This window comes from Rhizobacter sp. Root404, assembly GCF_001425865.1.
GTDB lineage: Bacteria > Pseudomonadota > Gammaproteobacteria > Burkholderiales > Burkholderiaceae_C > LMDS01.
This window is the reverse complement of record NZ_LMDS01000005.1, coordinates 789,319-815,660: the sequence shown is the minus strand read 5'-3', so window position 1 is coordinate 815,660 and position 26,342 is coordinate 789,319. Positions and strand designations below refer to the sequence as shown.

Sequence of the window (26,342 nt, the reverse complement as noted above, 5' to 3'; positions counted from 1 at the left end):
CGCCCCCTGCAGTGGTGGTCCCTCGTCAGGCCGCAATCAGCTCGGCCGACACGCTGGCCGGCGCCGCCGCGTAGTGGTCGACCTGCATCGAGTACTGCGCGCGTCCGGAGGTGAGCGCGCGCAGGTGGCCGATGTAGCCGAACATCTCCTTCAGCGGCACCTGCGCATCGACGACCGCGGCGTTGCCGCGCGGCGCCTGGCCGCGCACCGAGCCGCGCCGGCGATGCAGGTCGCCGATCACGTCGCCGAGGTGCTCGGTCGGCGTGATCACCTCGACCGCCATCACCGGCTCGAGCACCTGCGGCGCGGCGCGCCTGGCGGCCTCGCGAAACACCGCGACGGCAGCGAGTTCGAACGCCAGCGTCGACGAGTCGCGCTCGTGGAACGCGCCGTCGATCAGCGTGGCCTCGAAGTCGATCAGCGGGAAGCCCGCGACCACGCCGGCCTCCGCGGCACGCCGAACGCCCGCCTCGACTGCCGGCACGTACTCGCGCGGGATCGCGCCGCCCACGCTCGCGTTCGCGAAGCGCACGCCCTCGCCCCGCGCCAGCGGCGCGAGTCGCAGCGTGACCTGCGCGAACTGCCCCGGCCCGCCGCTCTGCTTCTTGTGCAGGTGCGTGACCTCGGCCGCCTGGGTGATCGTCTCGCGGTAGGCGACCTGCGGCCGCCCGACGCCGACGTTCACGCGGTGCCGCGCGCGCAGCTTCTCGACCGTCACCTCGAGCTGCAGCTCGCCCATGCCGGACAGGATGGTCTGGCCGGATTCGGCGTCCTGCCGCACGCGCAGGCTCGGGTCTTCCTTGACGAGCGCGTGCAGCGCCTTGCCGAGCTGCTGCTGGTCGGCCTGCGTGCGCGGCTCGATCGCGACGTCGATCACCGGCTCGGGGATCGCGATCTGCTCGAGCACCAGCGGATGCGCGCGGTCGGCGGCGCCGTTGCCGGTCAGCGTCTGGCCGGTCAGCGTGTCCTTCAGGCCGACGAGGGCCGCGATGTCCCCCGCTTCGATCTGCACGCGCTCGGCATGCTTGTCCGCGTGCACCTCGTACAGGCGCGAGACGCGCTCGGTCTGGCCGGTGCTGGTGTTCAGCACCGTGTCGCCGGCCCGCAGGCGCCCGCGGTAGACCCGCACGAAGGTCATCGTGCCGTGGTCGTCGGTCACGACCTTGAACGCGAGCGCGGCCAGCGGGCCGTCCGGGTCGGCTTCGGGCTGGGTCGCCTCGCCCGCGTGGTCGCGGTCGGCTTCGCCGGGCGCGGGCAGGTAGGCCACGACCGCGTCGAGCAGCGGCTCGACGCCGCGGTTCTTGAACGCCGAGCCGGCCAGCACCGGCACGAAGGTCCCCGCCAGCGTGCCGCGGCGGATGCCCGCGCGCAGTTGCACCGCCGAGGGCTCGACGCCGTTCATCCAGGCCTGCAACAGGGCGTCGTCCTGCTCGACGATCGCCTCGACCAGGCGCGCGCGCCAGACCGCGGCCAGCTCGCGCAGGTCGTCGGGGATGGGCTCCACACGCACCGGCTCGCCGGCCACGCCGCTCCACAGCAGCGCGCGCATCTCGACCAGGTCGATCACGCCGCGGAACGCGTCTTCCGCGCCGATCGGCCACTGCAGGACCAGCGGATGCACGCCGAGGCGCTCGCGCATCATCTCCACGACACGTGGGTAGTCCGCGCCGACGCGGTCGAGCTTGTTGATGAAGGCCAGGCGCGGCAAGTGGTACTTGTCGGCCAGGCGCCAGTTGGTCTCGGTCTGCGGCTCGACGCCGGCCACGCCGTCGAACACGACGACCGCGCCGTCGAGGACGCGGAGCGACCGGTTCACCTCGATGTTGAAGTCGATGTGCCCCGGGGTATCGATCACGTTGATCTGCGCGCCCTGCCAGAACACGGTCGTCGCGGCGCTGTTGATCGTGATGCCGCGCGCCCGCTCCTGCGGGTCGAAATCCATCGTGGTGTTGCCGTCGTGGACCTCACCGACGCGGTGGTTCTCGCCGGTGTAGAACAGGATGCGTTCGGTGGTCGTCGTCTTGCCGGCATCGACGTGGGCGATGATGCCGATGTTGCGCAGCGCGGCGGCGCGGCGCGGTGTCTTCGAGTTGGTGTTGGTGTTCATGCGAATCTCTCGGGTGCCTAAAGGCCGGAGCCCAGGCGAAGAGATTCGCGCGAGGCTCAGCCGCTGACTTGCGAAACGGTGTTTGCCAGGACGGCGCCAAAGGGCGAGCGCAAGCTCCCCGCACTTCGGCGGGTCCGAATCGTGGCAATCAGCTTGTCGAAGGTGCGGAAGGGACGCATGGTGGCGAGATGGGTTCGGTCACGTTGAATTCAAGAACGATCGTTCAGGAATTCAATGCGGAAGCGGAGGATAGCGCAACGCGTGCGTCCTTGCTGGCGGCGGCCAGGTCGAACTCGACCCGCACCACGGTCGCGTCACCGGGGATTCGCCGAAGCGTCGCGCCGAGGTGGCGCGCGAGCTGGATCATCGCGTTGTTGCCCCAGAGCACGTCGCCGAAGAGGCGCTGCACGCCGTGCCGGCGCGCTTGCACGGCCAGGCGCGTGAGCAGTTCGCGGCCCAGGCCGGCGCCCTGCCAGGCATCGGCGATCGCGATCGCGAACTCGGCGTCGGCGCTGTCGGCCCGCATCACATAACGGGCATCGGCGACGATCGCCGAGCCGCCGACAGGCCGCGCGACGAACGCGACGTGGTGATGCTGGTCCACGTCCGCCATCGCGCGCGACTGCTCCGGCGAGAGCTCGCGCAGCCCGAAGTGGAAGCGGCGGTAGCGCGAGACTTGCGACAGGGCATTGACGAACAGGCGTTCATCGCTCGCGTCGCCGGGGTGGATTGGCGAGAGTGCGACTTCGCGTCCGTCGCTGAGCGCGATCGTGACCGGAATGAATGCGTGCGCAGAACGCATGCTCGCATGGTCGTGCCACGCGAGCCCCTTCGCAAACGATCATTTCGCACTTCTCGCATTCCACGAAAGCATGCAAAACGGCCCCGAAGGGCCGTTTTCAGAACGCGATGTCAGCTCACGCGCCGACGCGCGAGGCCTTCTTGCGGTCGTGCTCCTTCAGGTGGCGCTTGCGGATGCGGATCGATTTCGGCGTGATCTCGACCAGCTCGTCGTCGGCGATGAATTCGACCGCGTACTCGAGCGTCAGGATGATCGGCGGCGTGATCTTGATCGCGTCCTCCTTGCCCGAGACGCGGAAGTTCGTCAGCTGCTTGCCGCGCACCGCGTTGACCACGAGGTCGTTGTCGCGCGAGTGGATGCCGATGATCATGCCTTCGTACAACGGGTCGCCCGCCTTGACGAACATGCGGCCACGGTCGTCGAGCTTGCCGAGCGAATAGGTCACCGCCTCGCCATCGTCCTGGCTGATCAGGACGCCGTTCTTGCGGCCCTCGATCTCGCCCTTGTAGGGCTCGTAACTGTCGAAGATGTTGCTGATCAGGCCGGTGCCGCGCGTCAGGTTCAGGAACTCGTTCTGGAAGCCGATCAGGCCGCGCGCCGGGATCTTGTAGTCCAGGCGCACGCGGCCCATGCCGTCCGGCTCCATGTTTGTGAGTTCGCCCTTGCGCTCGCCCAGCGCCTGCATCACGGCGCCCTGGTGCTGGTCCTCGACGTCGGCGGTCACGGCCTCGATCGGCTCGAGGCGCTCCTCGCCCTCCTGGCGGAACACGACGCGCGGTTTCGAGACCGCGAGTTCGTAGCCCTCGCGGCGCATCGTCTCCAGCAGGATGGTCAGGTGCAGTTCGCCGCGGCCCATCACCTCGAAGATGCCGTCTTCGTCAGTCTCGCGCACGCGCAGCGCGACGTTGCTCTGCAGCTCGCGCTGCAGGCGGTCCCACAGCTGCCGGCTCGTCACGAACTTGCCTTCGCGGCCCGCCAGCGGCGAGTTGTTGACGCAGAAGTTCATCGTCAACGTCGGCTCGTCGACGTTGAGCATGGGCAGCGGCACCGGGTTCTCGATGTCGGTGAGGGTGACGCCGATGCCGATGTTCTCGATGCCGTTGATCAGCACGATGTCGCCGGGGCCGGCCTCGGTCGCCTGCTGGCGCTCCAGGCCCTCGAACTTCAGCACCTGATTGACGCGGGCGTTGAACGGCGTGCTGTCCGGGCCGCTGAAGACGGCGACGTTCTGCATCGGCTTGAGCGTGCCCTGGTTGATGCGGCCGATGCCGATGCGACCGACGTAGGTCGAGTAGTCGAGCGAGCAGATCTGCAGCTGCAGCGGCGCGTCGGCTTCGCCGCCGTGCGCGGGCACGTGGCTCAGGATGGTGTCGAACAGCGGTGCCAGCGTGGTGCCCACTTCGCCCTGCGTCATCGTCGCCCAGCCGTTCAGGCCCGAGGCGAAGACAACCGGGAAGTCGAGCTGCTCTTCGGTCGCGCCCAGCTTGTCGAACAGCTCGAAGGTCGCATTGATCACGTAGTCCGCGCGTGCGCCCGGGCGGTCGACCTTGTTGACGACGACGATCGGCTTCAGGCCGAGCGCGAGCGCCTTCTTGGTGACGAAGCGGGTTTGCGGCATCGGGCCTTCGACCGCGTCGACCAGCAGCAGCACCGAGTCGACCATCGACAGCACGCGCTCCACTTCGCCGCCGAAGTCGGCGTGGCCCGGGGTGTCGACGATGTTGACGTGCGTGCCCTTCCACTCGACTGCGCAGTTCTTCGACAGGATCGTGATGCCACGCTCCTTCTCGAGGTCGTTGTTGTCCATCACGCGCTCGGCGACCTTCTCGTTCTCACGGAAGGTGCCGCTCTGGCGCAGCAGCTGGTCGACCAGCGTGGTCTTGCCGTGGTCGACGTGGGCGATGATGGCGATGTTGCGGATCTGGCGGGTCATGGTGTGGCAGCTTTCACTTCTCTTGGATTCAATTCTGGGGACGCGAGAAGGCCTTGCACCTCCACGGGGCTGAGCAGCCTGGTCGAAATCAGTTCACCGGCGCTGATGTGCGCGCCGCCGAGGAAGGCCTTCGGCTCCGGGCCGTAGACGCGGACGTGAGCGGCGTCGGGCAACGCCGTGCGGCGGCGCAGGCCGGTCAGGAAGCGGCCGGCGTCTTCGGTTTCCAGGCGCACGACCGGCCAGTCGGCGAGCAGCGCGTCGGCGTCCAGCAGCGAGGCGTCGCGTTCGCTTTCGGACATCGCGCCGAGCTGCTCCAGCGTCAGCGCGCCGGCCAGCGACAACGCGCCGCTGCCGGTGCGGCGCAGTGCGCTCAGGTGGGCGCCGCAGCCGAGCGCCGCGCCGATGTCTTCGGCGAGCGTGCGGATGTAGGTGCCTTTCGAGCAGCGCACGTCGAGCGTCCAGGTGTCATTCTCGCCACCGACGATGTCGATCGCGTGAATCGTCACCGCGCGCGCTTCGCGTTCGATCTCGATGCCGGCGCGCGCGTATTCGTACAGCGCCTTGCCGTCGCGCTTCAGCGCGGAATGCATCGGCGGCACCTGCCGGATCGGCCCGGTGAAGCGCTCGCACGCGGCCTGCAGCCGCTCGTGGGAGACGTTCACCTCTCGCGTCTCGATCACGTCGCCCTCGGCATCGGCCGTGGTCGTCGTGATGCCGAGCTTCAATGTCGCGAGGTAGCGCTTGTCGGCGTCGAGGCTGATCTGGGAAAACTTCGTCGCCGCGCCGAAGCACAGCGGCAGCAGCCCGGTCGCGAGCGGATCGAGCGTGCCGGTATGGCCGGCCTTCTCGGCGCGGTACAGGCGCTTGGCTTTCTGCAACGCATCGTTGCTCGACAGGCCGAGCGGCTTGTCGAGCAGCAGCACGCCGTGGACAGCGCGCCGGGGAATGCGGATGCGTTGCGGCTGCATCGGCTCAGTCCTCCTTGGCCCGCGTCGAGTTGGCCTTGGCGATCAGCTCGCTCAGCTCCAGCGCGCGCTCGGTGGTGCGGTCGAACTTGAAGTGCAGCGTCGGCACGGTGTGGATCTGCAGGCGCTTGAACAGGCCGTTGCGGATGAAGCCGGCGGCCTCGTTCAGGCCGGCCTCGCACTCGACCGGGTCGCCGATCAGCAGCGAGAACAGGATGGTCGCGTGGGCATAGTCGGGCGTGACCTCGACCGCGTTGACCGTGACCATGCCGATCCGCGGATCCTTCAGATCGCGGATCAGCTCGGCCACATCGCGCTGGATCTGGTCGGCCACGCGGAAACCGCGATTGGGGATGGAGCGTTTATGTCGCATGGATGGGTGCCTTCAAACACAAACCCCGCCGTCTTGTGGAGGGCGGGGTTCGGGACGAGACCAAAACCGCCTTACAGCGTTCGGGCCACTTCCTTGACCTCGAAGAATTCGAGCTGGTCGCCTTCCTTGATGTCGTTGTAGTTCTTGAGCTTGATACCGCACTCGAAGCCCGACGCCACTTCGCGCACGTCGTCCTTCAGGCGGCGCACCGATTCGACTTCGCCGGTGTAGACGACCACGTTCTCGCGCAGCAGGCGGAAGCGCGCGCCGCGACGGACCAGGCCCGCCGTGACCATCGAGCCCGCGACCGTACCGATCTTGGACGCCACGAACACCGTGCGGATCTCGGCCGTGCCGATGACCTCTTCGCGCTGCTCCGGAGCCAGCATGCCGGTCATCGCCGCCTTCACCTCGTCGACCGCGTCGTAGATGATGTTGTAGTAGCGGATGTCGACGCCGTTGTTCTCGGCCAGCTTGCGCGAGCCGGCATCGGCGCGCGTGTTGAAGCCGATGATGACGGCCTTCGAGGCGATCGCCAGGTTGACGTCCGACTCGCTGATGCCACCGACCGCGGCGTGCACGATCTGCACCTTGACCTCGGCCGTGCTGAGCTTGAGCAGCGATTGCGCCAGCGCTTCCTGCGAGCCTTGAACGTCGGCCTTGATGATCAGCGGCAGGGTCTGGGTCGCGCCCTGGCCCATCTGCTCCATCATGTTCTCGAGGTTCGCGGCCTGGCGCTTGGCCAGCTTCACGTCGCGGTACTTGCCCTGGCGGAAGGTCGCGATCTCGCGCGCCCGTCGCTCGTCGCCCAGCACCATGAACTCGTCGCCGGCCTGCGGCACTTCGGTCAGGCCCTGGATCTCGACCGGAATCGACGGGCCGGCCTCGGTGATCGGCTTGCCGTTCTCGTCCAGCATCGCGCGAACGCGGCCGAAGCTCGAGCCGGCCAGTACCACGTCGCCACGCTTGAGCGTGCCGCTTTGCACCAGCACGGTCGCGACCGGGCCGCGGCCCTTGTCGAGCTGCGCTTCGATCACGATGCCCTTGGCCATCGAGTCCTTCGCGGCCTTCAACTCCAGCACTTCGGCCTGCAGCAGCACCTGCTCGAGCAGCTTGTCGATGCCCTGGCCGGTGCGCGCCGAGACCGGCACGAACGGCGAATCGCCGCCGAAATCCTCTGGCACGACCTGCTCGGCCACCAGCTCGGACTTCAGACGCTCGATGTTCGCGTCGGGCTTGTCGATCTTGTTCATCGCGACGACGATCGGCACGCCGGCCGCCTTCGCGTGGTGGATCGCTTCCTTGGTCTGCGGCATCACGCCGTCGTCGGCCGCGACCACCAGGATCACGATGTCGGTCGCCTTGGCGCCGCGCGCGCGCATCGCCGTGAAGGCCGCGTGACCCGGGGTGTCGAGGAAGGTGATCATGCCGCCCGGCGTGTCGACGTGGTACGCGCCGATGTGCTGGGTGATGCCGCCGGCCTCGCCCGCCGCCACCCGCGAGGTGCGGATGTAGTCGAGCAGCGAGGTCTTGCCGTGGTCGACGTGGCCCATCACGGTCACGACCGGGGCGCGCGGGAGGCTTTCGTGCGCGGCGTCGGTCACTTCCTCCTCGAGGAACGCGTCGGGGTCGTCGAGCTTCGCCGCGAACGCGGTGTGGCCCATTTCCTCGACCACGATCATCGCGGTTTCCTGATCCAGCTGCTGGTTGATCGTGACCATCTGGCCCAGCTTCATCAGCTGCTTGATGACCTCGGACGCCTTGACCGACATCTTGTGCGCCAGGTCGGCCACGCTGATCGTCTCGGGCACGTGCACTTCCTGCACCTGGGCTTCCTGAGGCGCGACGAAGGTCGATTGCGAACCGTCGCTGCGCTCACCGCGGCGGCCGACACGCGGTGCGCGCCAGCCCGGGCGGTTGCCACCGGCCGGTGCGCGCTGGCCCGGCTTCAGCGCCGTGCGCTTCTTGGCGTCGTCGGCCCAGCTCGACGAGAGCTTCTCGGACTTGACGGCCTTCTTGTCGCCTGGCTTCGCGACCGCGGTGGTCGTGGCAGCGCCCGGCGCGCCGACCTTCTTGTGGATCGTGCCCTTGATCTCGGTCGCGGCCGGCTTGACCTCTTCCGGCTTCTTCGCGACCAGCACCTTCTTCGGCGCGTTCATCATCGCCCGGATGGCGGAGGCCTCGTCCTCGGCGGCCTTGCGGCGCTTGGCCAGATCGGCCGCGCGCTGCTTCTCCTCGTCGACGACGTCGGCGGCCTTGATCACGCGCAGCGCCGGCTTCGGCGCCTCGACCGGCGCCGGTGCAGGCGCTTCGGCGACCTTGGCGGCATCCGCCTTGGCTTCCTCGACCGTCTTGGGTTTGGGCGGCGGTGCGACGGCGGCGGCCAGCGCAGCGGCGGCCTGCTCGGCGGCGAGCTTGGCGGCGGCTTCACGGGCGGCGGCAGCGGCGGCCTCGCGTTCGCGGGCCTCCTGCTCCTCGCGCACGCGGCGCTTCTCGGCCAGGTCGGCCTCCTGCTGGCGCAGCAATTGCGCCTGGGCCTGAGCCTCTTCCTCGCGGCGGGCGAGTTCGGCGTCGCTGATCACCGGCTCGACCGGTTCCTCGACGGCGGGCGCCGCATCGTCGCGCTTGATGAAGGTGCGCTTCTTGCGAACTTCCACCTGGATCGTGCGGGCCTTGCCGGAGGAGTCGGCCTGCTTGATCTCGCTGGTCGACTTGCGGGTCAGCGTGATCTTCTTGCGCTCGGCGCCAGCGGCGGTGCCGTGGGTCGCGCGCAGGTGGTCGAGCAGGCGTTCCTTGTCCGACTCGGTCAGCGAGTCGTCCGTCGACGCCTTCGTGACGCCAGCCGACTGCAGCTGCTCGAGCAGCGCCGCGGCGGAGCGATTGAGCTCGGCGGCGAGTTGGGCGACGGTGGTCGAAGCCATGTATTGCGTTCCTTGGTGTTGCGTCTGCAGTCTGTCGTTCTAGCGGGCCGGCGTGTCAGGCGTGCGGCTGGTTCAGGTGGTGAACCAGTGTTCACGCGCCTTCATGATCAACGCCTTGGCCTGCGCCTCGTCGACCTCGGTCATCTCGACCAGCTCGTCGACCGCCAGGTCGGCCAGGTCGTCGCGCTTGTGCACGCCGCCCACGGCCAGCTTGCCGATCAGCTCCGGCGTCAGGCCTTCGAGGTCGCGCAGATCCTGCGAGACATCGTCGACGCCCTCTTCCTTGGCCAGCTCCATCGTCAGCAGCGCATCCTTGGCACGGGTGCGCAGCTCGTTGACGGTGTCTTCGTCGAAGCTCTCGATCTCGAGCATCTCCTGCATCGGGACGTAGGCGACTTCCTCGAGGCTGGCAAAGCCCTCGTTGATCAGGATGTCGGCGACTTCCGCATCGACGTCCAGCTTCTCGACGAACAGCTTGCGCACATGGTCGGACTCGGAGGCCTGCTTGGTGGCCGACTCTTCCGCCGTCATGATGTTGATGCGCCAGCCGGTCATCTCGGAGGCGAGGCGCACGTTCTGGCCGCCGCGGCCGATCGCGATCGCGAGGTTTTCCTCGTCGACGACGACGTCCATCGCGTGGCGCTCCTCGTCGACGACGATCGACTGCACGTTCGCCGGCGCGAGGGCACCGATCACAAATTGGGCCGGATCTTCCGACCACAAGACGATATCGACGCGCTCGCCGGCGAGTTCGTTGGTCACCGCGTTGACGCGCGAACCGCGCACGCCGACGCAGGTGCCGATCGGATCGACCCGCTTGTCGTGCGAGACCACGGCGATCTTGGCGCGCGAGCCCGGATCACGGGCGCAGCTCTTGATCTCCAGCAGGCCCTGTTCGATCTCCGGCACTTCCTGCGCGAACAGCTCGATCATGAAGCCCGGCGCGCTGCGGCTGAGCAGGATCTGCGGGCCGCGCAAGGTCGGGTCGACCTCGGCGATGAACGCGCGCACGCGGTCGCCGGAGCGCAGGTTCTCCTTCGGGATCATCTCGCTGCGGCGCAGGCGCCCTTCGATGCGACCCTGCTCGACGATGATGTCGCCCTTGTCCAGGCGCTTGACGGTGCCGACGAAGATCTTCTCGCCGCGCGAGAGGAAGTCGGTCAGCAGCTGCTCGCGCTCGGCGTCGCGGATCTTCTGCAGGATCACCTGCTTGGCGGCCTGCGCGCCGATGCGGCCGATCGAGACGGACTCGACCGATTCCTCGATGTAGTCGTCGACCTCGATGTCGGGGATCTGCTCCTGCGCTTCGAACAGCAGGATCTCCGAGTCGGGCAGCTGCAGGCCGGCTTCGTTCGGCACCACGTGCCAGCGGCGGAAGGTCTCGTATTCGCCGCTCTCGCGGTCGACCGACACGCGCATGTCGACCTCACCGCCGTGCAGCTTCTTCGAGGCTGACGCGAGCGCCGCTTCGACCGCCGCAAACACGACTTCCAGATCCACGCTCTTCTCGCGCGAGATGGCGTCCACCAGCATCAACAATTCGCGGTTCATTGAATACGACCTCCGTCAACTTCATCGTCGGGGAGCCCCGCGCCGGCTGCGACTTCGGGGGCGGCGAAACGCCGGCCCTTGAAATCGACCACCGGCACCAGGTGTGCCTCCCGTACTTCGTCCAGTGAAAAATCCAGGGCTTGATCCGTCTCGGGCGCGTTCGCCGCGGCCGCTGCGCGCTTCACGCCGCGCGTCGGCTTGGGCGCGTCGAGCACGAGCCGCCAGCCTTCGCCCAGCGCCTGCAGCTCGCCGCTGAACTTCTTGCGGCCCTTGAACGGCAACTTCAGCGTGATCTCGACCTGCTGGCCGGCAAACCGCGCGTAGTCGGCGGCCTTCTTCAGCGGCCGGTCCAGACCCGGCGACGAGACTTCGAGGCGCTCGTAGGCACAGCCTTCGACCTCGAGCACGTGCTGCAGCTGGCGCGTGACCTTCTCGCAGTCGTCGACCGTGATGAACGCCTCCGACGGGGGCAAATTGTCGATGTAGACACGCAGCAAGCCGCCGGCGCTCTTTTCAGCGTCGACCAGGTCGTAACCCAAGCCCGTCACAGTGCGCTCAACGGCACTTTGCCAATTCGTCAAAAGCACGCCCTAATCAGGAAAGCCCAAAAAAAAAGGGCTGGATGAATCCGCCCAAGATCGCTCTAGTATCTAACCAGTAACAAGACCAGTTCTAGCTATCTAGCAAAACGAGGATTGTACTCCGGGGTGCGGTTACAGGCAAGCGTCGGCGCTGTCAAGACGCATAAGTCGCGTCCGGGGCCATGCCAAAATCCGCCGCCACACGACACTGGGGTGACCACATGGGATTTCTGGCCGGCAAGCGCTTTCTGATCACGGGCGTGCTCTCCAACCGCTCCATCGCCTACGGCATCGCGCGGGCCTGTCGCCGCGAGGGCGCCGAACTGGCGTTCAGCTACGTCGGCGAGCGCTTCAAGGACCGCGTCACGGAATTCGCGGCCGAGTTCGATTCGAGCCTGGTCTACGACTGCGATGTCGCCAGCGACGAACAGATCGACGCGATGTTCGCCGGCCTGGCCCAGGCCTGGCCGCAGTTCGACGGCTTCGTCCACTCGATCGGCTTCGCGCCCAAGGAGGCGATCGCCGGCGACTTCCTCGACGGCCTGTCGCGCGAGTCGTTCCGCATCGCGCACGACATCTCGGCCTACAGCTTCCCGGCGATGGCCAAGGTGGCCGCGCCGCACCTGCGCCCCGGCGCCGCGCTGCTGACGCTCACCTACCTCGGCGCGCTGCGCAGCATGCCGAACTACAACACGATGGGCCTGGCCAAGGCCTCGCTCGAGGCGAGCGTGCGCTACCTGGCGGCCTCGCTCGGGCCGAAGGGCGTGCGCGTCAACGGCATCTCCGCCGGGCCGATCAAGACGCTGGCCGCCGCGGGCATCAAGGGTTTCGGCAAGATGCTCGAGGCCTCGGCGCACTCGCCGCTCGGGCGCAACGTGACGATCGACGACGTCGGCAATGCGGCGGCGTTCCTGCTGTCCGACCTGGCGGCCGGCATCACCTCGGAGATCACCTACGTCGACGGCGGGTTCAGCCAGGCGACGCTGGGCGGCGTGGCGGACGCCTGACGAGACCCGACATGACCGAACTGGCCAGAGTCCTCGGCGACGTCGGCGGCACCAACGCCCGCTTTGCCTGGCAGGACGGCGACGGCGCGCCGCTGCGCGACATCGCGACCATCCCGACCGCCGACCACCCCTCGCTTGCGGCCGCCCTCGCCCACTACCTGCACGGCCTGGAGCGCGCCGCGCCGCCCTGGTGCGCGATCGGCATCGCCAACCCGATCACCGGGGATCATGTCCAGATGACGAACAGCCACTGGTCGTTCTCGATCGAGGCGGTCCGTCGCGAACTGGGCTTCGAGCGGTTGGTGGTGATCAACGACTTCACGGCGCTTGCGCTGGCGATCCCGGATCTGGCGCCGGGCGACCTGCGGCAGCTCGGCGGCGCCGCGGCCGTGGACGGCGGGCCGATCGCGTTGGTCGGTCCGGGGACCGGGCTGGGCGTGTCCGGCCTGGTGCCGGGCAGCGAGGCCGGCCGCTGGGTCGCGCTGCAAGGCGAAGGGGGTCACGTGACGCTGGCGGCGACGAACGACCGCGAGGCCGCCGTGTTGGGCGTGCTGCGCGAGCGCTTCGGGCACGCGTCGGCCGAACGTGCGGTGTCGGGCCAGGGGCTCGAGGCCCTGCATGCGGCGCTCTGCACCCTGGACGGCGCCGACGATGCCGCGCCGCCGACCGCCGCCGAAATCAGCCGGCTCGGGCTGGCGGGCAGCGACGCGCGCTGCGTCGAGGTGCTCGACCTGTTCTGCGCCTTCCTCGGCAACGTGGCCGGCAACCTCGCGCTCACGCTGGGGGCCCGCGGTGGCGTCTACATCGGCGGCGGCATCGTGCCGCGGCTGGGTGATGCGTTCGCGCGCTCGCGCTTTCGCGCGTGCTTCGAGGACAAGGGGCGCTTCCGCGGCTACCTCGCGTCGATCCCGGTCTACGTGATCCACGCCGAGGTATCGCCCGCGCTGCTCGGGGCAGCGCGGGCGCTCTAGTCCGGCCGCATCAGGCAGCGCCGTCCGCGGCGACGCAGTCGACGAAGTAGAGGTGACCGCCGGTGTCGTCGCCGGACTCGACCAGGCCGTGCACATCGGTGTCGAAGCCCGGGAACGCGGCGTTGAACTCGCGCGTGAACTTCAGGTAGTCGACGATCTTCTTGTTGAAACGCTCGCCCGGGATCAGCAGCGGGATGCCCGGCGGGTACGGTGTCAGCAGCGAGGTCGTGATGCGGCCCTCGAGTTCGTCGATCGGCACGCGCTCGGTCTTGCGGTGCGCGATGTAGGCGAACGCATCGGTCGGCTTCATCGCCGGCTGCAGGTCGGACAGGTACATCTCGGTGGTGAGCCGCGCGATGTCGCCCTTGGCATACATCTTGTGGATCGCCTGCGACAGGTCCTTGAGGCCGACGCGCTCGTAGCGCGGGTGCGCGGCGCAGAACTCCGGCAGGATGCGCCACAGCGGCTGGTTGCGGTCGTAGTCGTCCTTGAATTGCTGCAGCGCGGTCAGCAGCGTGTTCCAGCGGCCCTTGGTGATGCCGATCGTGAACATGATGAAGAACGAGTAGAGGCCCGTCTTCTCGACGATCACGCCGTGCTCGGCCAGGAACTTGGTGACGATCGCGGCCGGGATGCCGGTATCGGCGAACTTGCCTGACATGTCCAGCCCGGGCGTGATGATCGTGCACTTGATCGGGTCGAGCAGGTTGAAGCCCTCGGCCAGGTCGCCGAAGCCGTGCCACTTGGCGCCGGCCTTCAGGATCCAGTCCTCGCTCTTGCCGATGCCTTCCTTGGCGATCTTGTCCGGGCCCCAGACCTTGAACCACCAGTCCTTCTTGCCGTAGTCGGCCTCGACCTTGCGCATCGCGCGGCGGAAGTCCATCGATTCGGCGATGCTCTCCTCGACCAGCGCCGGGCCGCCCGGCGCTTCCATCATCGCGGCGGCCACGTCGCAGCTCGCGATGATCGCGTACTGCGGGCTCGTGGAGCTGTGCATCAGGTACGCCTCGTTGAACAGGCTGCGGTCGAGCTGGCGCTCGGTCGAGTCCTGCACCAGCACCTGCGAGGCCTGGCTGATGCCGGCCAGCAGCTTGTGGGTCGATTGCGTCGCGAAGACGAGCTGGTTCTTCGGGCGCGCGCGCTTGCGGCCCATCGCGTGGAAGGTGCCGTAGAAGGTGTGGAACGCCGCGTGCGGCAGCCAGGCCTCGTCGAAGTGCAGCGTGTCGATGTAGCCGTCGAGCGAGTGCTTGATCGTCTCGGTGTTGTAGAGCACGCCGTCGTAGGTGCTTTGCGTCAGCGTCAGGATGCGCGGCTTCACGCCCTTGACGTCGGTGCCCTTGAGCAGCGGGTTGGCGGCGATCTTCTTCTTGATCGCGGCCGGCGAGAACTCGCTCTCGGGGATCGGGCCGATGATGCCGTAGTGGTTGCGGGTCGGCCGCAGGAACACCGGCACGGCCCCGGTCATGATGATCGCGTGCAGGATCGACTTGTGGCAGTTGCGGTCGACGACGACCACGTCACCGGGCGCGACCACGTGGTGCCAGACCATCTTGTTCGAGGTGCTGGTGCCGTTGGTGACGAAGAAGCAGTGGTCGGCGTTGAAGATGCGCGCCGCGTTGCGCTCGCTCTGCGCGATCGGGCCGGTGTGGTCGAGCAGCTGGCCCAGTTCGTCGACCGAGTTGCAGACGTCGGCGCGCAGCATGTTCTCGCCGAAGAACTGGTGGAACATCCGTCCGACCGGGCTCTTCAGGAACGCCACGCCGCCCGAGTGCCCCGGGCAGTGCCACGAGTACGAGCCGTCCTGCGCGTAGTCGACCAGCGCCTTGAAGAACGGCGGCGCCAGACCGTCCATGTAGCTCTTGGCCTCGCGGATGATGTGGCGCGCGACGAACTCCGGCGTGTCCTCGAACATGTGGATGAAGCCGTGCAGCTCGCGCAGGATGTCGTTCGGCAGGTGCTGCGAGGTGCGCGTCTCGCCGTAGAGGTAGATCGGCACCTCGGCGTTCTTGAAGCGCACTTCCTCGATGAACTTGCGCAGGTTCAGCACCGCCGGATCGAGCTCGGGGCCGGCGGTGAACTCCTCGTCGTCGATCGACAGGATGAACGCGCTCGCGCGGCTCTGCTGCTGCGCGAACTGCGACAGGTCGCCGTAGCTGGTCGCGCCCAGCACCTCGAAGCCCTCTTTCTCGATCGCGGAGGCGAGCGCGCGGATGCCCAGGCCCGAGGTGTTCTCGGAGCGGAAGTCCTCGTCGATGATGACGATCGGGAAATTGAAACGCAGCATGGGCGGGCCTCGAGTGCGGGGGCGTGGAAAAAGCGCGAAGCGCGAAGTGTAGGGCCAGCAGATGACGCGCCGGCCTACACTGCAGCCGGGCCCCGCCCGAAGGACGACACCATGAATTTATCGATCGCCACGCTGTGGTGGGTTGCGGCCGGCATCGCGGTGGCGGCCGAGCTCGCGACCGGCACGTTCTACCTGCTGATGATCGGTCTCGGCCTGGCCGCCGGTGCCGTCGCCGCGCAACTGGGTTTCGGCCTGACGACCCAGGTGCTGGTCGCGGCCTTGCTCGGCGGCGGCGCCACCGCGCTGTGGCACTGGCGCCGCTACAACCAGCCGCAATCGGCGCCCGCGCGCGAGAACCGCGACGTCAACCTCGACATCGGCGAGCGCGTCACCGTCACCGCCTGGGCCGCCGACGGCACCACCCGGGTCCAGTACCGTGGCTCGGGCTGGACGGCACGGCTCGCGCCCGGCGCACCGGCCACGCCCGGTGTGCACCTCGTCAGCGCCGTCGAAGGCAACTGGCTCGTCCTCTCACCGCTCTGACATCACTCCGCTTCGAAAGTCCCCATGGAAGTCGCGCTCATCCTCGCGGTCATCGCCGCCCTCTTCGTCATTCGCACGATCAAGATCGTGCCGCAGCAGAACGCCTGGGTCGTCGAGCGGCTCGGCAAGTACGACCGCACCCTGACGCCCGGCCTCAAGTTCGTCGTGCCCTTCATCGAACGAGTGGCCTACAAGCACTCGCTGAAGGAAGTACCGCTCGACGTGCCGAGCCAGGTCTGCATCACCAAGGACAACACCCAGCTGCAGGTCGACGGGATCATCTACTTCCAGGTCACCGACCCGATGCGGGCGAGCTACGGCTCGTCCAACTACATCTCCGCGATCACGCAGCTGGCGCAGACGCTGCTGCGCTCGGTGATCGGCAAGATGGAGCTGGACAAGACCTTCGAGGAGCGCGACCACATCAACATGTCCGTGGTCGCGGCGCTGGACGAGGCGGCGACCAACTGGGGCGTCAAGGTGCTGCGCTACGAGATCAAGGACCTGACGCCGCCGGCCGCGATCCTGCACTCGATGCAGGCGCAGATCACCGCGGAGCGCGAGAAGCGTGCGCTGATCGCCGCCTCCGAGGGCCGCAAGCAGGAGCAGATCAACATCGCCACCGGCGAGCGCGAGGCCTTCATCGCGCGCTCCGAGGGTCAGCGTCAGGCCGAGATCAACAAGGCGCAGGGCGAGGCCGCGGCGATCGTCGCGGTGGCCGACGCGACCGCCGAAGCGATCCGCAAGGTTGCCGAGGCGATCCGCTCGCCCGGCGGCGAGCAGGCGGTTCAGCTCAAGGTCGCCGAGAAGGCGGTTGAGGCTTATGCGCAACTCGCGCAGAAGAACAACACGATGATCGTGCCCGGCAACATGAGCGAGGTCTCGGCGCTGATCGGCACCGCGATGGCCCTGATGAAGGGCAAGGCGCCAGGCGGCGCCTGACCCGCCAAGGAAGAACGACGATGGCTTTCAATGTCCTCGGCACCGCGCTGGTGCCCTGCTCCTACGACCCGCTGACCGGCTTCTACCGCGACGGCTGTTGCAACACGGCCGAAGACGACACCGGCAGCCATGTGATTTGCGTCAAGGTGACCGAGGAGTTCCTCGAGTTCTCCGCGCGGCGCGGCAACGACCTGTCCACGCCCCGCCCGGAGTACCGCTTCCGCGGGCTGCACGCCGGCGATCGCTGGTGCCTGTGCGCGCTGCGCTGGCGCGAAGCCTTCGACGCCGGCGCCGCGCCCGCGGTCATCCTCGAATCGACCCACGAGCGCGCGCTCGACTTCGTCCCGATCGCGTGGCTGCGCGCGCATGCGCTTCATCCGGTAGGCTAAACTCGCGGCCTCCGGAGAGGTGGATGAGCGGTTTAAGTCGCACGCCTGGAAAGCGTGTGAGGGGTAAAACCCTCCGCGGGTTCGAATCCCGCCCTCTCCGCCAAGACACTAGATAGCACGGGCCTTTGCGGCCCGTTTGTCTTTCTTACCCCCCTAAAAGCCCCCCATCCGCTGTGCGCTGTCGTGATCCCCGCTGATGCGATCATCTGCGTGCGCCCCTTGGGCCAAACGCACGGTCCGTCAGACCGACAGTGGAGGAATGCCGTGGAACCAGAATTTATCGATTTCCCTTACAAGAACTTCACTATCACCGCATGGGGTGAGCCCCGCTCAGACGGCAAATTTGAGCCGCGAGCCGAGATCACCGGGTTCCGGTCCGGGAAGCCCTATGGTGCATCGTTCGACGAAATGGGCGGCGCGTATGGCAGTGCCAACGAAGCTGCTCGTACTGCATTGGGGCGTTGCATGAACCTAGTAGACGAAGACGAGCTTTGAGAGGCATGAGGATTCCTTTCGCCATCATCGCTATAGCAGCGGCTAACGTCGCAGCGTGCGGCTCAAGAGAGCCTGTGACCGCCAAGTTGGTCGATTCGCGCCCCGGATCTTCGATGACTGGCGTAACGAACACGACATGCACTTATCGGTACAACGATGTACGCGGGGACCATGAGGTCAAGAAGTCCATCGCGAAGGAAGCTATTTGCGCGCCCTCGATCAGGGTAGAGCGCTGATTGCCCCTCTTTGCGAGGTTAAACGCACGGTCCGTTAGACCGATCACGGGGAGGAGTTGTGACAGATCCATTCACAGGAGCCGTGCTCAAGGCGAGTGCCGATGTGGCCGTCAAGTCAGCGGACGGCTTGCTCACACGACTGTTTGGTCCCGCCGCCGATGAACTGGGGCAGGTGCTCGGTGCAAAAGCCAAAGCCTATCGTGCTCGCGAGTTGGGGAGCACTGTTGCAGAGGCTTCATCGCGTATTAGGGAAGCCGGGCTCGAGGGATCGATTGAAGCAATCCCCTTCCAAACGTTGTATCCGATCCTTGAGGGGTCCTCCCTCGTCCAAGACCCGACGCTCAAATCACTGTGGGCGGGACTATTGGCAAATGCGGCGATCGGCGACAGCAATGCCACGCATCCAAGCTTCCCACGTGTTCTCTCAGAGCTGACGCCGCGCGAAGCGCAGATGCTCGCCACTCTGCACGCTCGAGGAGGCAAGCTGATGTGGCATGGACTTCGACAGGAATATGCTCAGACGTTTGCCTGTTCCCACGTCGACATCAATGCGGCGCAGCAGAACCTTTTTCGACTGAACCTGGCTATTACAACCAGTGCGAATGACGCCGCCAATGTAGAGTGCCTCTCAGTGACGGACTATGGCCGCTCATTTCTTGCCGCAGTGCAGGGACCGAGTGTGGTCAATAACGATCGCGGCGACCTAGCGCCAATATCTTCCTCAGCCGCCTGATGAGAGTCGCCTCGATCAAGAGGAGGGACACATCATCTCGTCGAACTGTCGCGCAAGTCGATGGCTGACAAGTGGCGAGCGGTCAACGCGACGGCGCGTGAAGAACCTCTAGCGCTGCTCGAGAGTTCACGAGGGCGCATAACGAGAGCCAGGCTGCTGCAAACTGAGCTCGCAAACGAGTTAGAGCGCTTTCTATCCGACTCGCCGCTCACAGTCCAAGTGACTCGCTATATGCGCGAAGGCCGAGAAGGCCTCAGATTGAACGGCGAACAAAAGTCACCTGGCGTGCGATCCGCAATTGTCTTGGGAGACTGCATTCATAACCTTCGCACGTCACTGGACTTGATGGCCTCGGAGCTTGCTCGAATACGAGGTAAGCCAGATCGAAACGTGTACTTCCCCTTTTCCAGCAGTGCCGCACTCTTGCAAGAGCAAATCCAGAAAAAGAACTTCAAACACTGCGGGGGCGATGCAGTCGAACTCTTGAAGAAATTTGCGCCCTATCAGGGCGGGAACGAGTTGCTATGGTCGATTCACCAACTCGACATTCAAGATAAGCACCGAGCTCTCATCATTGGCAGGTCCAGCTTGGAAGGTAGGGGTGAGTTGTTTCTTCCACCCGGTGTTCAGACCGCCACTGCTGTGCTGTCGCCCGAGCAACATCGCTTCACGTTCCCGCGTGATGGCCCGCTCTCGGACCTTCCAGTCATTGAAACTCTCGAGCGACTGACGGATCTTGTCGACGGCATCATCGACGCGTTCGCGGCAATGGTTCAAGCGAGGGCGACCTCTGCGAGCAGTTGAGCTTTGTCGCACAACAACGCTCGGCTGCGTTGCGTTCATGGTTGGTTCCGCATAGCTGGTGCCGTTGCATTTGATAGGCATACCTTTTTCCTTTACCTAAATGATTAAAGGTTCGAAGTTTTTGGTCTGATTCGCTGCGGTCACTGCGCCCGGCGGGTAGCCCAGTCGGCTGCGCTATGCTGATCCGATGGAATGGATGCTTCTCCTCACAGTCACCGCGCTTGCAGGCCAACCCCGAATTGAAGGAAAGTGGGAATCGATTTCAACGACTGCCGGTAAGTCGTATGAGACGAAGGCGCAGTGTGAAGAACACGCGAAGACGGTGTTGCGGGTAGTCAATGCCTCGCGACCGTCAGCCGCTGTTTCTGTTGAATGTCTGCCTGCACCGGCTCGGCTTCCGGCCTCGAAGTGACCCATCTCGCTAGCTGCTCAAGCTGACCAAGAAGGCCCGGCGCCGGTGTACTCGATCAGCCTTTACACGGTCCATCTGAGCGGTGATGCCCTTGGAGGGCCGAGCCAAAGCGAGGTCGTGTTAATTGGCATTGCGCTGCGCCTGTTGAGAAGGTTTGGGGTTGTTCATCGGGATCAGTGAATGGCCGCCGCGCCTGCGCTGACAGCCATGTTTCGAAGAATGGGGGGCGCCATCTTTCGGTTGTTCTCGCGATGGTGCATTGCGACGATCTCGGCGGCGCGCTCGATCGCATCGGTCGGCCAGCCCTCAGCGCGCATCGCGATCCGCATCTGCGTGATCTCCGCGCGAGAGTGTTCGTCGAGCGCGTCGAGGACCTGCTGTTCGGTGTCGCCGTGGCTTGCGATCGGCTGCCAGGTCATCGCGCATCCCTCCCGCGCTTGACCGCAAGGGTCCAAGCGGGGCCATCGCCAGGCCGGCTAGCGGTCTTGTAGTTGCAATGCCAGAGCGAGCCGTCGTGCGTGACGAAGTTGCCCTTTGCGTAGGTCTTGCCGACCTCGTGGGGGCCGTCGTATGCGAAAGGCTTTGTCTCGAGCTCCTCGATGCGCTTCTCGAGCGCATCGGTCAGTTCCAGCGTGCGCAGCGCAATCTCGTTCGCCATTGCTTGAGTGAATGCCACCGCGCCGGTGTGCACGATGCCCAGAGAAGCGCGGTCTGCAGGATCGGGCGCGCCCTTGTGCTCGTCGGCATAACTCTTTGCCGCGCGATCGGCTTCACGCCACGCGCGGTCCATCCGCTCCGGCTTGTCGAAGAAGCGGCCCATGCTCAGGCCGCCGCGTAGTTGGCGCCCTCGATCACGACGACTGAACCGGCGCGAGCGCGCAGCCAGTTCACCCGGGCCGTCATCTTCAGCGCCGCGCTGTCGGACTGGAACAGCGAGACCCGGCTCGCAGTCGCTGCGGTCGGGGTGTCGGTTGCGCCGGTCGGCGTGTCGCTCATCTCGACCATTGCCTCGGTGCTGCGCGAAATCTTCATGCCTTCCTCGACGACAGCGATCCCTGACGCATCAATCAGGGCCAGCATGCCGCCGTCAGAGGTCAGCGGGACCGATTCGCTGGTGAGCACCGGCAAGCCCGCCAGCATGCCGCCACGCGCGCCCAGGTCAGCGGCAATGCCCTTGCCACCAGCCCGAATGCCGGCCTGCGCTGCAAGGCGCGGCGACATGACCCAAGAGGCGGTCAACAGCGAGCCGGTGAACGCCGCAATCACTGCCTCGACGTCGTCGGCCAGGTCGCCCGACGAGGCGATCGGCGTGACCCCGTGCGTGATGGACGCCGGTGAAACGTCGGCGGTTCCAGCGACTGACGGATCGATCAGTGAGAGGTCGAGCAGCCGGACGCCGGCTTCGATCAAGTCGTTCTTGATGACCGCAATGGCCCGCTCAGATGCTGAGGCGGCCATCTCGCGGGAAAACACGGTGAGCGCTGCGACCTTGTACACGTCGAGCGTGTCACGACTGAACGCGGTGCGCGAGACCGGAATCGCCTTCGACTCGCCGATCCAGTACGCCGTCGATCCGGATGCCTGCAGCAGCACCGGCACCCGCGCGGGGAGCCGTCGCAGGCCCTGCATGCGACCGAGGATGCTGAGCGATCGGACGGTGTCGAAGAACTCGGCCACCGATTCATTCATCACGAGCGCGCCGGAGCCGTCGGTCGTTTCGCCGCCGCTGATGGCCGCCTTCATCTCCTGCACGACGGTGCTTTTCGCCCCCCAGTGCTTCGCGGCGAACGCGATCGGATCGTCGCCAGGCATGGAGGCGAGCATCGCTGCAGCGCGTCGAGCGAAGTTAATACCGCGGGCGGGAAAGTCGTAGTCCATTTGAGAGCCGATCGAACAGTGAGGATGTGAGCGAGGATGAAGCGGGCGTTCCAAACAATCGATGCCGTTGGCTGTCGTTACCAGTCCTGCCGGCCGGCTTCGATCCAGAGCGCGAGATCGAGAAGCCGATAGGACAACCTGCAGCCGTTCATGCCGCGCGCGTAGCTGGCTGGACCCTTGCCCTCCTGCCGCATGTTCTTCAAGTGGCCGTGCGCGATGCCCAGCAGCTTCGCCGCGTCTTCCTCGCTCACACGGAGGTCACCCGACAGGACGAGACGGCGCTCTACGCAATGCGCTTCGAGCGCGCTCTGGCAAGCCTGAATGCGGGCCTCAGCGTCGCCCATTCGACACCTGATGGCGCGGGCAGAGCCAGCCCGAAAGAGGGAGGAGCTTGCAGCCGGGTGAGGTGCAGAGCCAGCGCCGCGGGTTCCACCCTTCGGGGGCAGTCTTGGGGGCGGCAGCGCTCATTCGATCGGCCATCCGTCGGGGCCGATGCGCGTTGGCATGCGGCCGGTCTTCTCGAACGCCTGCTTGTCGCCTGAATGGCAAGGCGTGCACAAAGACTGCAATGCGCCGTTCCAGAACTTCGCTTCGTTGTCACGGTGCGGCTCGATGTGGTCTGCCACCCGGGCGGATCGGATCAGTCCTCGCTTCTCGCAGGCCTCGCAGAGCGGCTTCAGTTGCAGTTGGCGCGCTCGCATGCGCTGCCACCTAGCGGAGCCGTACCAGGATCGGGCAAGCGCACTGCTCATGGCTTGGCCTTAGCCGCGGGACGCTTGCCACGATCGGCGAACCGATTGCCGCCGACCGGGCGCGGCGCGGAGACCTTGCTGCGGTCCGCAGGCGTCAGGCCAAGCCGGCCGAGCATCGTCTCCATGCGCGTGAACAGCGGCGGTGCCATCGACGAACCAGCGACCCGGAAAGTGGCGATCAGGGTGGCGGTCACTTCGACAGCGATCCGATCGGCATGCGCGAGCCACGGTGCGAGCCGATCAAGCTCGAGCCAGGCGGCCCTCTGATCCGGGCGCAACCATTCCGGCGGAGGCCCGAGAGGTCGATCGTCCTTCGGCTCGTCTGCGCGTGCCTTCATGCGCTCCGGGTGCGCCACTCCGGCGCCGGTCATCAGCAGGACGTTGGTGGGTTTGCGAGGTCTTGGCATCGTGATTTTTCCAATTGGAGAAGTAAAAATGCGGTTAGGCGGCTGGTTTCCAGAAGGAACCGATCTGAGAAACTTGCTGCCCCCCGGCTACTCGCAGTCGAGGGGGACGAAGGCACTTCCAAGGAGCGCTTGTGGCAAACCTCGCAACACCCGATCTCATCGAAGCGTGGATCGGGAACTTTCAAGGGACTCGGGAAGAGGCCATCGAGCACCTTCGCAAGGTCACGGTGATCCCTGGTCAGCTTCGGCACACTGCACAAGTCCGTGCGTGGCTGGCCGAGCAGGAAAGACAGGGCCAGATTGCCAAGGACACGATCGAGCACGACTTCATGCGACGGCAGACCGTTGCCGCGGAGGTATCGGCGGAAGCAGCTGGTAGGTCGGCTCGCTGGGCGATCTATAGCGCGGTGATTGCGTGCGTCGCGTTGCTTGTGAGCATCTGGCCCTACTTCAGACTGGTTGGCGCGCTTGAGCGATTTCTGAAATGAGGCGGTCGCCACGCGACAGCATCGGTGTATCGCCTGTCTCACTGTCTCACCCATAGGAATGGGTGTGAGACAGAAACTGAGACAACAGGGGCGCTGTCTCAAAGACTGTCTCAGCTCAAAGCTATAGCCGGCGTGGTTTTGCGCCGAACTGTCTCGGCTGCTGTCTCGACTGAGACAGGGCCTTTTTGAGGTGTGTCGCTGTCTCAGCGCTGAGACAGGCTTTCGAGGGATGCTCATCGCAGCCGATCTGCCTCTGTCTTGCCGTTCTTTGTCAGCCGCCAAGTGCCTTTGCGATCCTGCTCGGCCAGACCTAGAGCAGCCAGGCCTTTGAGCTTGCGATCGGCCCGGGCGTGCATGGGCTTGCCGACGCCGTTCGTCCAGCCGCAGGCTGTCGCAAGGTCTCGCACGCTGCCACCAGGCTTTCGCTGCATGGCAATCAGCATCGTGTCGTCGTCGTCGATCGCCTTCGCGTGCAGTTGCTCGGCGCGGTCGTCAGGCAGGTAGCGAGCGACGACACTGGTGATCGGCTTGCCGCGGCAGTCGACATGACCCTCGAGAGTGACCGGCGCCAATTCGAATCGCACCGGGTCGAAGCTGGGACCGCGGATCTTGCCGGCCCAATGGAGGGACACGATGCCGCTCTCCTCCTTCCACAGCGTCAGGTTGCAGTCGATCTCCGCCAGGAACGCGCCGCCGCCGCGCGGCAGCAGGTTGTCGCGCTGAGCGTTCTTCGTGGGGTGGCACAGGACGAACACTGTCGGATTGCCTGGCAGGCTCGCCAAGTCGCGCAGCATCGAGGCATGACGTCGCATCTCGACGTTGCCGTTCTCCTCTGTGCCGTTGAAGAACGCGGCCGACGTGTCGACGAACACGGCAACCAGGTTGGCGCGCAACTGCTTGAGCTTCGTGCTGAGGTAGTCGAGCTCGTAGTCGATCGCGAACGTGCCCGGCACCACCAGCAGTTCCGCGTCCGGTCTGGCGAGTTCAGCCGGGTACAGTCCCAGCTCTTGCGCCTGGCCGGCAAGGTGCATGGTGTAGTCGTGCGGATTCTCCCCAGCGAGCACCAGCACTGAGCCCTGCGTGACTTCGCGGCCAGCGAAGGGCAGGCCCTTCAGCAGCGACACCTCGAGCAACGTGCAGACCGTCGTCTTGGCATGCCCGGTCGGCCCAGTGATCGCGACGATGGCGCCACGGCCGACTGGGAGGCCGTCGATGATCGTCTCGATCGGCTTGAAGTTCTTCAGCAGCATGAACGCTGAGACGATCTCCGGCCGGGGTGGGCCGCTATCGTCGAACTGGACAGTGGCGAGGTTCACGCATGCACCGCCGCGCGCTTCGCGATCTCCATGACGTAGGCGCGGCATGCCGGCGAGCGCCACCCGTATCGGGCGGCCACCTGCACGAAGCCGAGCCAGGCGTGGTCCGGGTTGAGCGTGTTATCGAGCAGGCCGTCAACAGCCTTCTGTGCCTCAATGCTGCCCGCGGCCTCCTGAATCGCCGAGTCCGTGGCGAAGCGGTCGGGGGCGCTCATCAGGCAGCCCTCCGGCTGGTCAGGAACGCGTCGATCTCCGACTCATCAAACACGGTCACGCGCTCGGACAGCTTCGAAGGCTTTGGAAATTGCGGGTTCTGACGGGTATAGCGCCAGATCGTTGGCACGGAGACGCCGAGCTTTGCGGCGACTTGCGCGGGGCGCAGTGCGCGCTTTGTAGATTCGGACATAGATTGACCTTTCGGTGATGCCCCTGCGACGTCATAGCGTCTCATGCAGGTATGAAAGGCATTGAATCGACGACGCTCCCGCGCGTCGATTCCAAAAGGTCGGGGGGTTTTGACCTAGCGCTTAGGCGGCCGCACCGCGCGCTTGATCGTTTCGGGCGAGACGTCCAGTCGCTCGCCCCACTCGGCATAGAAGTCCTCGGCGCGCTCCTTGCCGGGTCCGACGATGTGCTCGAACAGATGAATCAAACCAGCGACCTGGATCTCAACCAACTTGACGGGGCGGCCGCTCATCCGGCCATACAGCACTCCTCGGAGCACCTGCGCCATAGTCGGTAAAAGCACCGGGTGAATGAGAAGACCGGCGTCGAGCAGCGCGAGCAGCTCCTCGGGCTTCCGTTGCTCCAGCGCCGCCTGTAGCGCCGGCACGTACTCAGGGGCCCACCGAGGTTCCGGGATCTCCCCGCGGTGCCAAGCCGCGCCGAGTTCATCCGTCGTCTGCTGGGTGTCGATCTGCTCGATCAGCGCGCAAAGCGCGGCCCAGTCTGGCCGCTTGCTACCCTTTACGGTCGAACGACTCATGACGCCGCGCTCAAGTTGGAGCGCCTCCCGGCGGGGCCTTCGTGCTCATGCCTTGCTCGCCTCCGCGGCAATAGCTTGAAGTCTGCTGCCATCGAGTGCGCAGTCGATTAGATTTACCAGTTCCACCGCAAGTGGCTCAAGCGTGATCGCAAGTTCAGTTGCGGTGACTTCACGATCTGTCACAAGGGCCCAGCTGAAAAGCGACTTCTGCAGCATGTCGGCGCGCCGTCTGGCGGCGGACAGCAGAATTTCGGGACTTGCGTCAGGGTTGACGAGCAGGGCCGACTCCATCGAGTCATCGTGGCCCGCGACGCTGAAAGTGTCGATCGAGGTCTCGAACTTAAGCTTCTTTAGCGATGTATTCTTCTTGGTAGCCATGGTGTGCGGTCCTTTCAGGTTTGCACGTTGTGGTCAGGCCGGGCCTTGTGACGCAATCACTTGGCTCGGCCGCTATTGCCTCAGGACCG

General features: G+C 65.9%; 29 protein-coding genes and 1 tRNA gene. 10 read left to right on the top strand and 20 right to left on the bottom strand.

The features are described from left to right. Positions 1 to 25 precede the first annotated feature (25 nt). The 8 genes from fusA to rimP all read right to left on the bottom strand — a co-directional run bounded on the left by fusA (position 26) and on the right by rimP (position 11,239). The gene (fusA, locus tag ASC76_RS17885; protein ID WP_056469406.1) at positions 26 to 2,107 is read right to left on the bottom strand and encodes an elongation factor G; all 2,082 of its coding nucleotides are present in this window, start codon (positions 2,105 to 2,107) and stop codon (positions 26 to 28) included. Between the two features lie 223 nt (positions 2,108 to 2,330). After that, on the bottom strand, positions 2,331 to 2,909 hold the full coding sequence (locus tag ASC76_RS17880) for a GNAT family N-acetyltransferase (protein WP_056469395.1): 579 nt from the start codon (positions 2,907 to 2,909) through the stop codon (positions 2,331 to 2,333). A gap of 115 nt (positions 2,910 to 3,024) precedes the next feature. Further along, positions 3,025 to 4,842, bottom strand: coding sequence for a translational GTPase TypA (gene typA / locus ASC76_RS17875; RefSeq protein ID WP_056469392.1), 1,818 nt, complete (start codon positions 4,840 to 4,842; stop codon positions 3,025 to 3,027). Continuing rightward, entirely contained in the window at positions 4,839 to 5,810 is a 972-nt protein-coding gene (gene truB / locus ASC76_RS17870; RefSeq protein WP_056469389.1) for a tRNA pseudouridine(55) synthase TruB, read from the bottom strand. The genes typA and truB overlap by 4 nt, the downstream gene beginning before the upstream one ends. A gap of 4 nt (positions 5,811 to 5,814) precedes the next feature. Beyond that, positions 5,815 to 6,180: a 30S ribosome-binding factor RbfA gene (gene rbfA / locus ASC76_RS17865; protein WP_056469387.1), complete on the bottom strand. Its 366-nt coding sequence runs from the start codon at positions 6,178 to 6,180 to the stop codon at positions 5,815 to 5,817. A gap of 71 nt (positions 6,181 to 6,251) precedes the next feature. Further along, positions 6,252 to 9,101 carry a translation initiation factor IF-2 gene (infB, locus tag ASC76_RS17860; RefSeq protein WP_056469384.1) on the bottom strand — a complete coding sequence of 950 codons (2,850 nt, stop codon included), beginning with the start codon at positions 9,099 to 9,101 and terminating at the stop codon, positions 6,252 to 6,254. 72 nt (positions 9,102 to 9,173) lie between these two features. Then, positions 9,174 to 10,652, bottom strand: a complete 1,479-nt coding sequence (gene nusA, locus ASC76_RS17855; protein ID WP_056469381.1) for a transcription termination factor NusA — start codon at positions 10,650 to 10,652, stop codon at positions 9,174 to 9,176. After that, a complete protein-coding gene (rimP, locus tag ASC76_RS17850) occupies positions 10,649 to 11,239 on the bottom strand; it encodes a ribosome maturation factor RimP (protein ID WP_235580503.1) in 591 nt (196 codons plus the stop codon). Before rimP ends, nusA begins: the two co-directional genes overlap by 4 nt. A gap of 215 nt (positions 11,240 to 11,454) precedes the next feature. Between rimP and fabI the strand changes: the two genes are divergently transcribed. After that, entirely contained in the window at positions 11,455 to 12,240 is a 786-nt protein-coding gene (gene fabI, locus ASC76_RS17845; protein WP_056469375.1) for an enoyl-ACP reductase FabI, read from the top strand. A gap of 11 nt (positions 12,241 to 12,251) precedes the next feature. Continuing rightward, the gene (locus ASC76_RS17840; protein ID WP_056469372.1) at positions 12,252 to 13,211 is read left to right on the top strand and encodes a glucokinase; all 960 of its coding nucleotides are present in this window, start codon (positions 12,252 to 12,254) and stop codon (positions 13,209 to 13,211) included. Positions 13,212 to 13,221: 10 nt separating this feature from the next. On the opposite strand, the gene ASC76_RS17835 is transcribed toward ASC76_RS17840, so the two are convergent. Then, positions 13,222 to 15,495, bottom strand: a complete 2,274-nt coding sequence (locus tag ASC76_RS17835) for an arginine/lysine/ornithine decarboxylase (RefSeq protein ID WP_200947173.1) — start codon at positions 15,493 to 15,495, stop codon at positions 13,222 to 13,224. A 111-nt stretch (positions 15,496 to 15,606) separates the two neighbouring features. On the opposite strand from ASC76_RS17835, the gene ASC76_RS17830 reads away from it, so the two are divergent. The 7 genes from ASC76_RS17830 (at position 15,607) to ASC76_RS17810 (ending at position 19,637) form a co-directional block, all read left to right on the top strand. Further along, positions 15,607 to 16,038, top strand: a complete 432-nt coding sequence (locus ASC76_RS17830) for an NfeD family protein (protein WP_056469369.1) — start codon at positions 15,607 to 15,609, stop codon at positions 16,036 to 16,038. A 24-nt stretch (positions 16,039 to 16,062) separates the two neighbouring features. Continuing rightward, positions 16,063 to 16,980 (top strand): SPFH domain-containing protein, encoded by a 918-nt coding sequence (locus tag ASC76_RS17825; protein ID WP_056469366.1) that lies wholly within the window; start codon positions 16,063 to 16,065, stop codon positions 16,978 to 16,980. Positions 16,981 to 17,000: 20 nt separating this feature from the next. Further along, positions 17,001 to 17,369: a DUF2237 family protein gene (locus ASC76_RS17820; protein WP_056469364.1), complete on the top strand. Its 369-nt coding sequence runs from the start codon at positions 17,001 to 17,003 to the stop codon at positions 17,367 to 17,369. 13 nt (positions 17,370 to 17,382) lie between these two features. Next, a tRNA-Ser gene (locus ASC76_RS17815) sits at positions 17,383 to 17,472 on the top strand. A gap of 161 nt (positions 17,473 to 17,633) precedes the next feature. Beyond that, a complete protein-coding gene (locus ASC76_RS25460; protein ID WP_157615780.1) occupies positions 17,634 to 17,864 on the top strand; it encodes a hypothetical protein in 231 nt (76 codons plus the stop codon). A gap of 318 nt (positions 17,865 to 18,182) precedes the next feature. After that, the gene (locus ASC76_RS24805; RefSeq protein ID WP_162247138.1) at positions 18,183 to 18,833 is read left to right on the top strand and encodes an Abi-alpha family protein; all 651 of its coding nucleotides are present in this window, start codon (positions 18,183 to 18,185) and stop codon (positions 18,831 to 18,833) included. Between the two features lie 390 nt (positions 18,834 to 19,223). After that, entirely contained in the window at positions 19,224 to 19,637 is a 414-nt protein-coding gene (locus ASC76_RS17810) for a hypothetical protein (protein WP_056469361.1), read from the top strand. A gap of 585 nt (positions 19,638 to 20,222) precedes the next feature. Here the strand turns inward: ASC76_RS17810 and ASC76_RS17805 are convergent. The 6 genes from ASC76_RS17805 to ASC76_RS17780 all read right to left on the bottom strand — a co-directional run bounded on the left by ASC76_RS17805 (position 20,223) and on the right by ASC76_RS17780 (position 23,086). After that, on the bottom strand, positions 20,223 to 20,468 hold the full coding sequence (locus ASC76_RS17805) for a hypothetical protein (RefSeq protein ID WP_056469358.1): 246 nt from the start codon (positions 20,466 to 20,468) through the stop codon (positions 20,223 to 20,225). Continuing rightward, on the bottom strand, positions 20,465 to 20,869 hold the full coding sequence (locus ASC76_RS25920) for a carbohydrate-binding family V/XII protein (protein WP_200947172.1): 405 nt from the start codon (positions 20,867 to 20,869) through the stop codon (positions 20,465 to 20,467). Before ASC76_RS25920 ends, ASC76_RS17805 begins: the two co-directional genes overlap by 4 nt. Positions 20,870 to 20,871: 2 nt before the next feature. After that, entirely contained in the window at positions 20,872 to 21,927 is a 1,056-nt protein-coding gene (locus ASC76_RS17795) for a phage major capsid protein (RefSeq protein WP_082549254.1), read from the bottom strand. A 77-nt stretch (positions 21,928 to 22,004) separates the two neighbouring features. Next, positions 22,005 to 22,271 carry a hypothetical protein gene (locus ASC76_RS17790; RefSeq protein ID WP_056469353.1) on the bottom strand — a complete coding sequence of 89 codons (267 nt, stop codon included), beginning with the start codon at positions 22,269 to 22,271 and terminating at the stop codon, positions 22,005 to 22,007. Positions 22,272 to 22,391: 120 nt separating this feature from the next. Then, on the bottom strand, positions 22,392 to 22,628 hold the full coding sequence (locus ASC76_RS17785; RefSeq protein WP_056469350.1) for an HNH endonuclease: 237 nt from the start codon (positions 22,626 to 22,628) through the stop codon (positions 22,392 to 22,394). Positions 22,629 to 22,675: 47 nt separating this feature from the next. After that, on the bottom strand, positions 22,676 to 23,086 hold the full coding sequence (locus ASC76_RS17780; RefSeq protein ID WP_157615776.1) for a terminase: 411 nt from the start codon (positions 23,084 to 23,086) through the stop codon (positions 22,676 to 22,678). A gap of 131 nt (positions 23,087 to 23,217) precedes the next feature. Here ASC76_RS17780 and ASC76_RS17775 point away from each other — a divergent pair, with 131 nt between their 5' ends. Continuing rightward, a complete protein-coding gene (locus ASC76_RS17775; protein WP_056469345.1) occupies positions 23,218 to 23,574 on the top strand; it encodes a hypothetical protein in 357 nt (118 codons plus the stop codon). A 233-nt stretch (positions 23,575 to 23,807) separates the two neighbouring features. On the opposite strand, the gene ASC76_RS17770 is transcribed toward ASC76_RS17775, so the two are convergent. The 5 genes from ASC76_RS17770 to ASC76_RS17755 form a co-directional block, all read right to left on the bottom strand. Further along, positions 23,808 to 24,890: an AAA family ATPase gene (locus ASC76_RS17770; RefSeq protein WP_162247137.1), complete on the bottom strand. Its 1,083-nt coding sequence runs from the start codon at positions 24,888 to 24,890 to the stop codon at positions 23,808 to 23,810. Next, complete coding sequence (locus tag ASC76_RS17765; RefSeq protein WP_056469341.1) at positions 24,887 to 25,105, bottom strand: hypothetical protein; 219 nt, start codon at positions 25,103 to 25,105, stop codon at positions 24,887 to 24,889. Before ASC76_RS17765 ends, ASC76_RS17770 begins: the two co-directional genes overlap by 4 nt. After that, positions 25,105 to 25,341 (bottom strand): AlpA family transcriptional regulator, encoded by a 237-nt coding sequence (locus ASC76_RS24800; protein WP_235580502.1) that lies wholly within the window; start codon positions 25,339 to 25,341, stop codon positions 25,105 to 25,107. The genes ASC76_RS17765 and ASC76_RS24800 overlap by 1 nt, the downstream gene beginning before the upstream one ends. 69 nt (positions 25,342 to 25,410) lie before the next feature. Further along, positions 25,411 to 25,875 carry a hypothetical protein gene (locus ASC76_RS17760; RefSeq protein ID WP_056469339.1) on the bottom strand — a complete coding sequence of 155 codons (465 nt, stop codon included), beginning with the start codon at positions 25,873 to 25,875 and terminating at the stop codon, positions 25,411 to 25,413. Between the two features lie 45 nt (positions 25,876 to 25,920). Beyond that, positions 25,921 to 26,253 (bottom strand): hypothetical protein, encoded by a 333-nt coding sequence (locus ASC76_RS17755; protein WP_056469336.1) that lies wholly within the window; start codon positions 26,251 to 26,253, stop codon positions 25,921 to 25,923. Between the last annotated feature and the right edge of the window lie 89 nt (positions 26,254 to 26,342).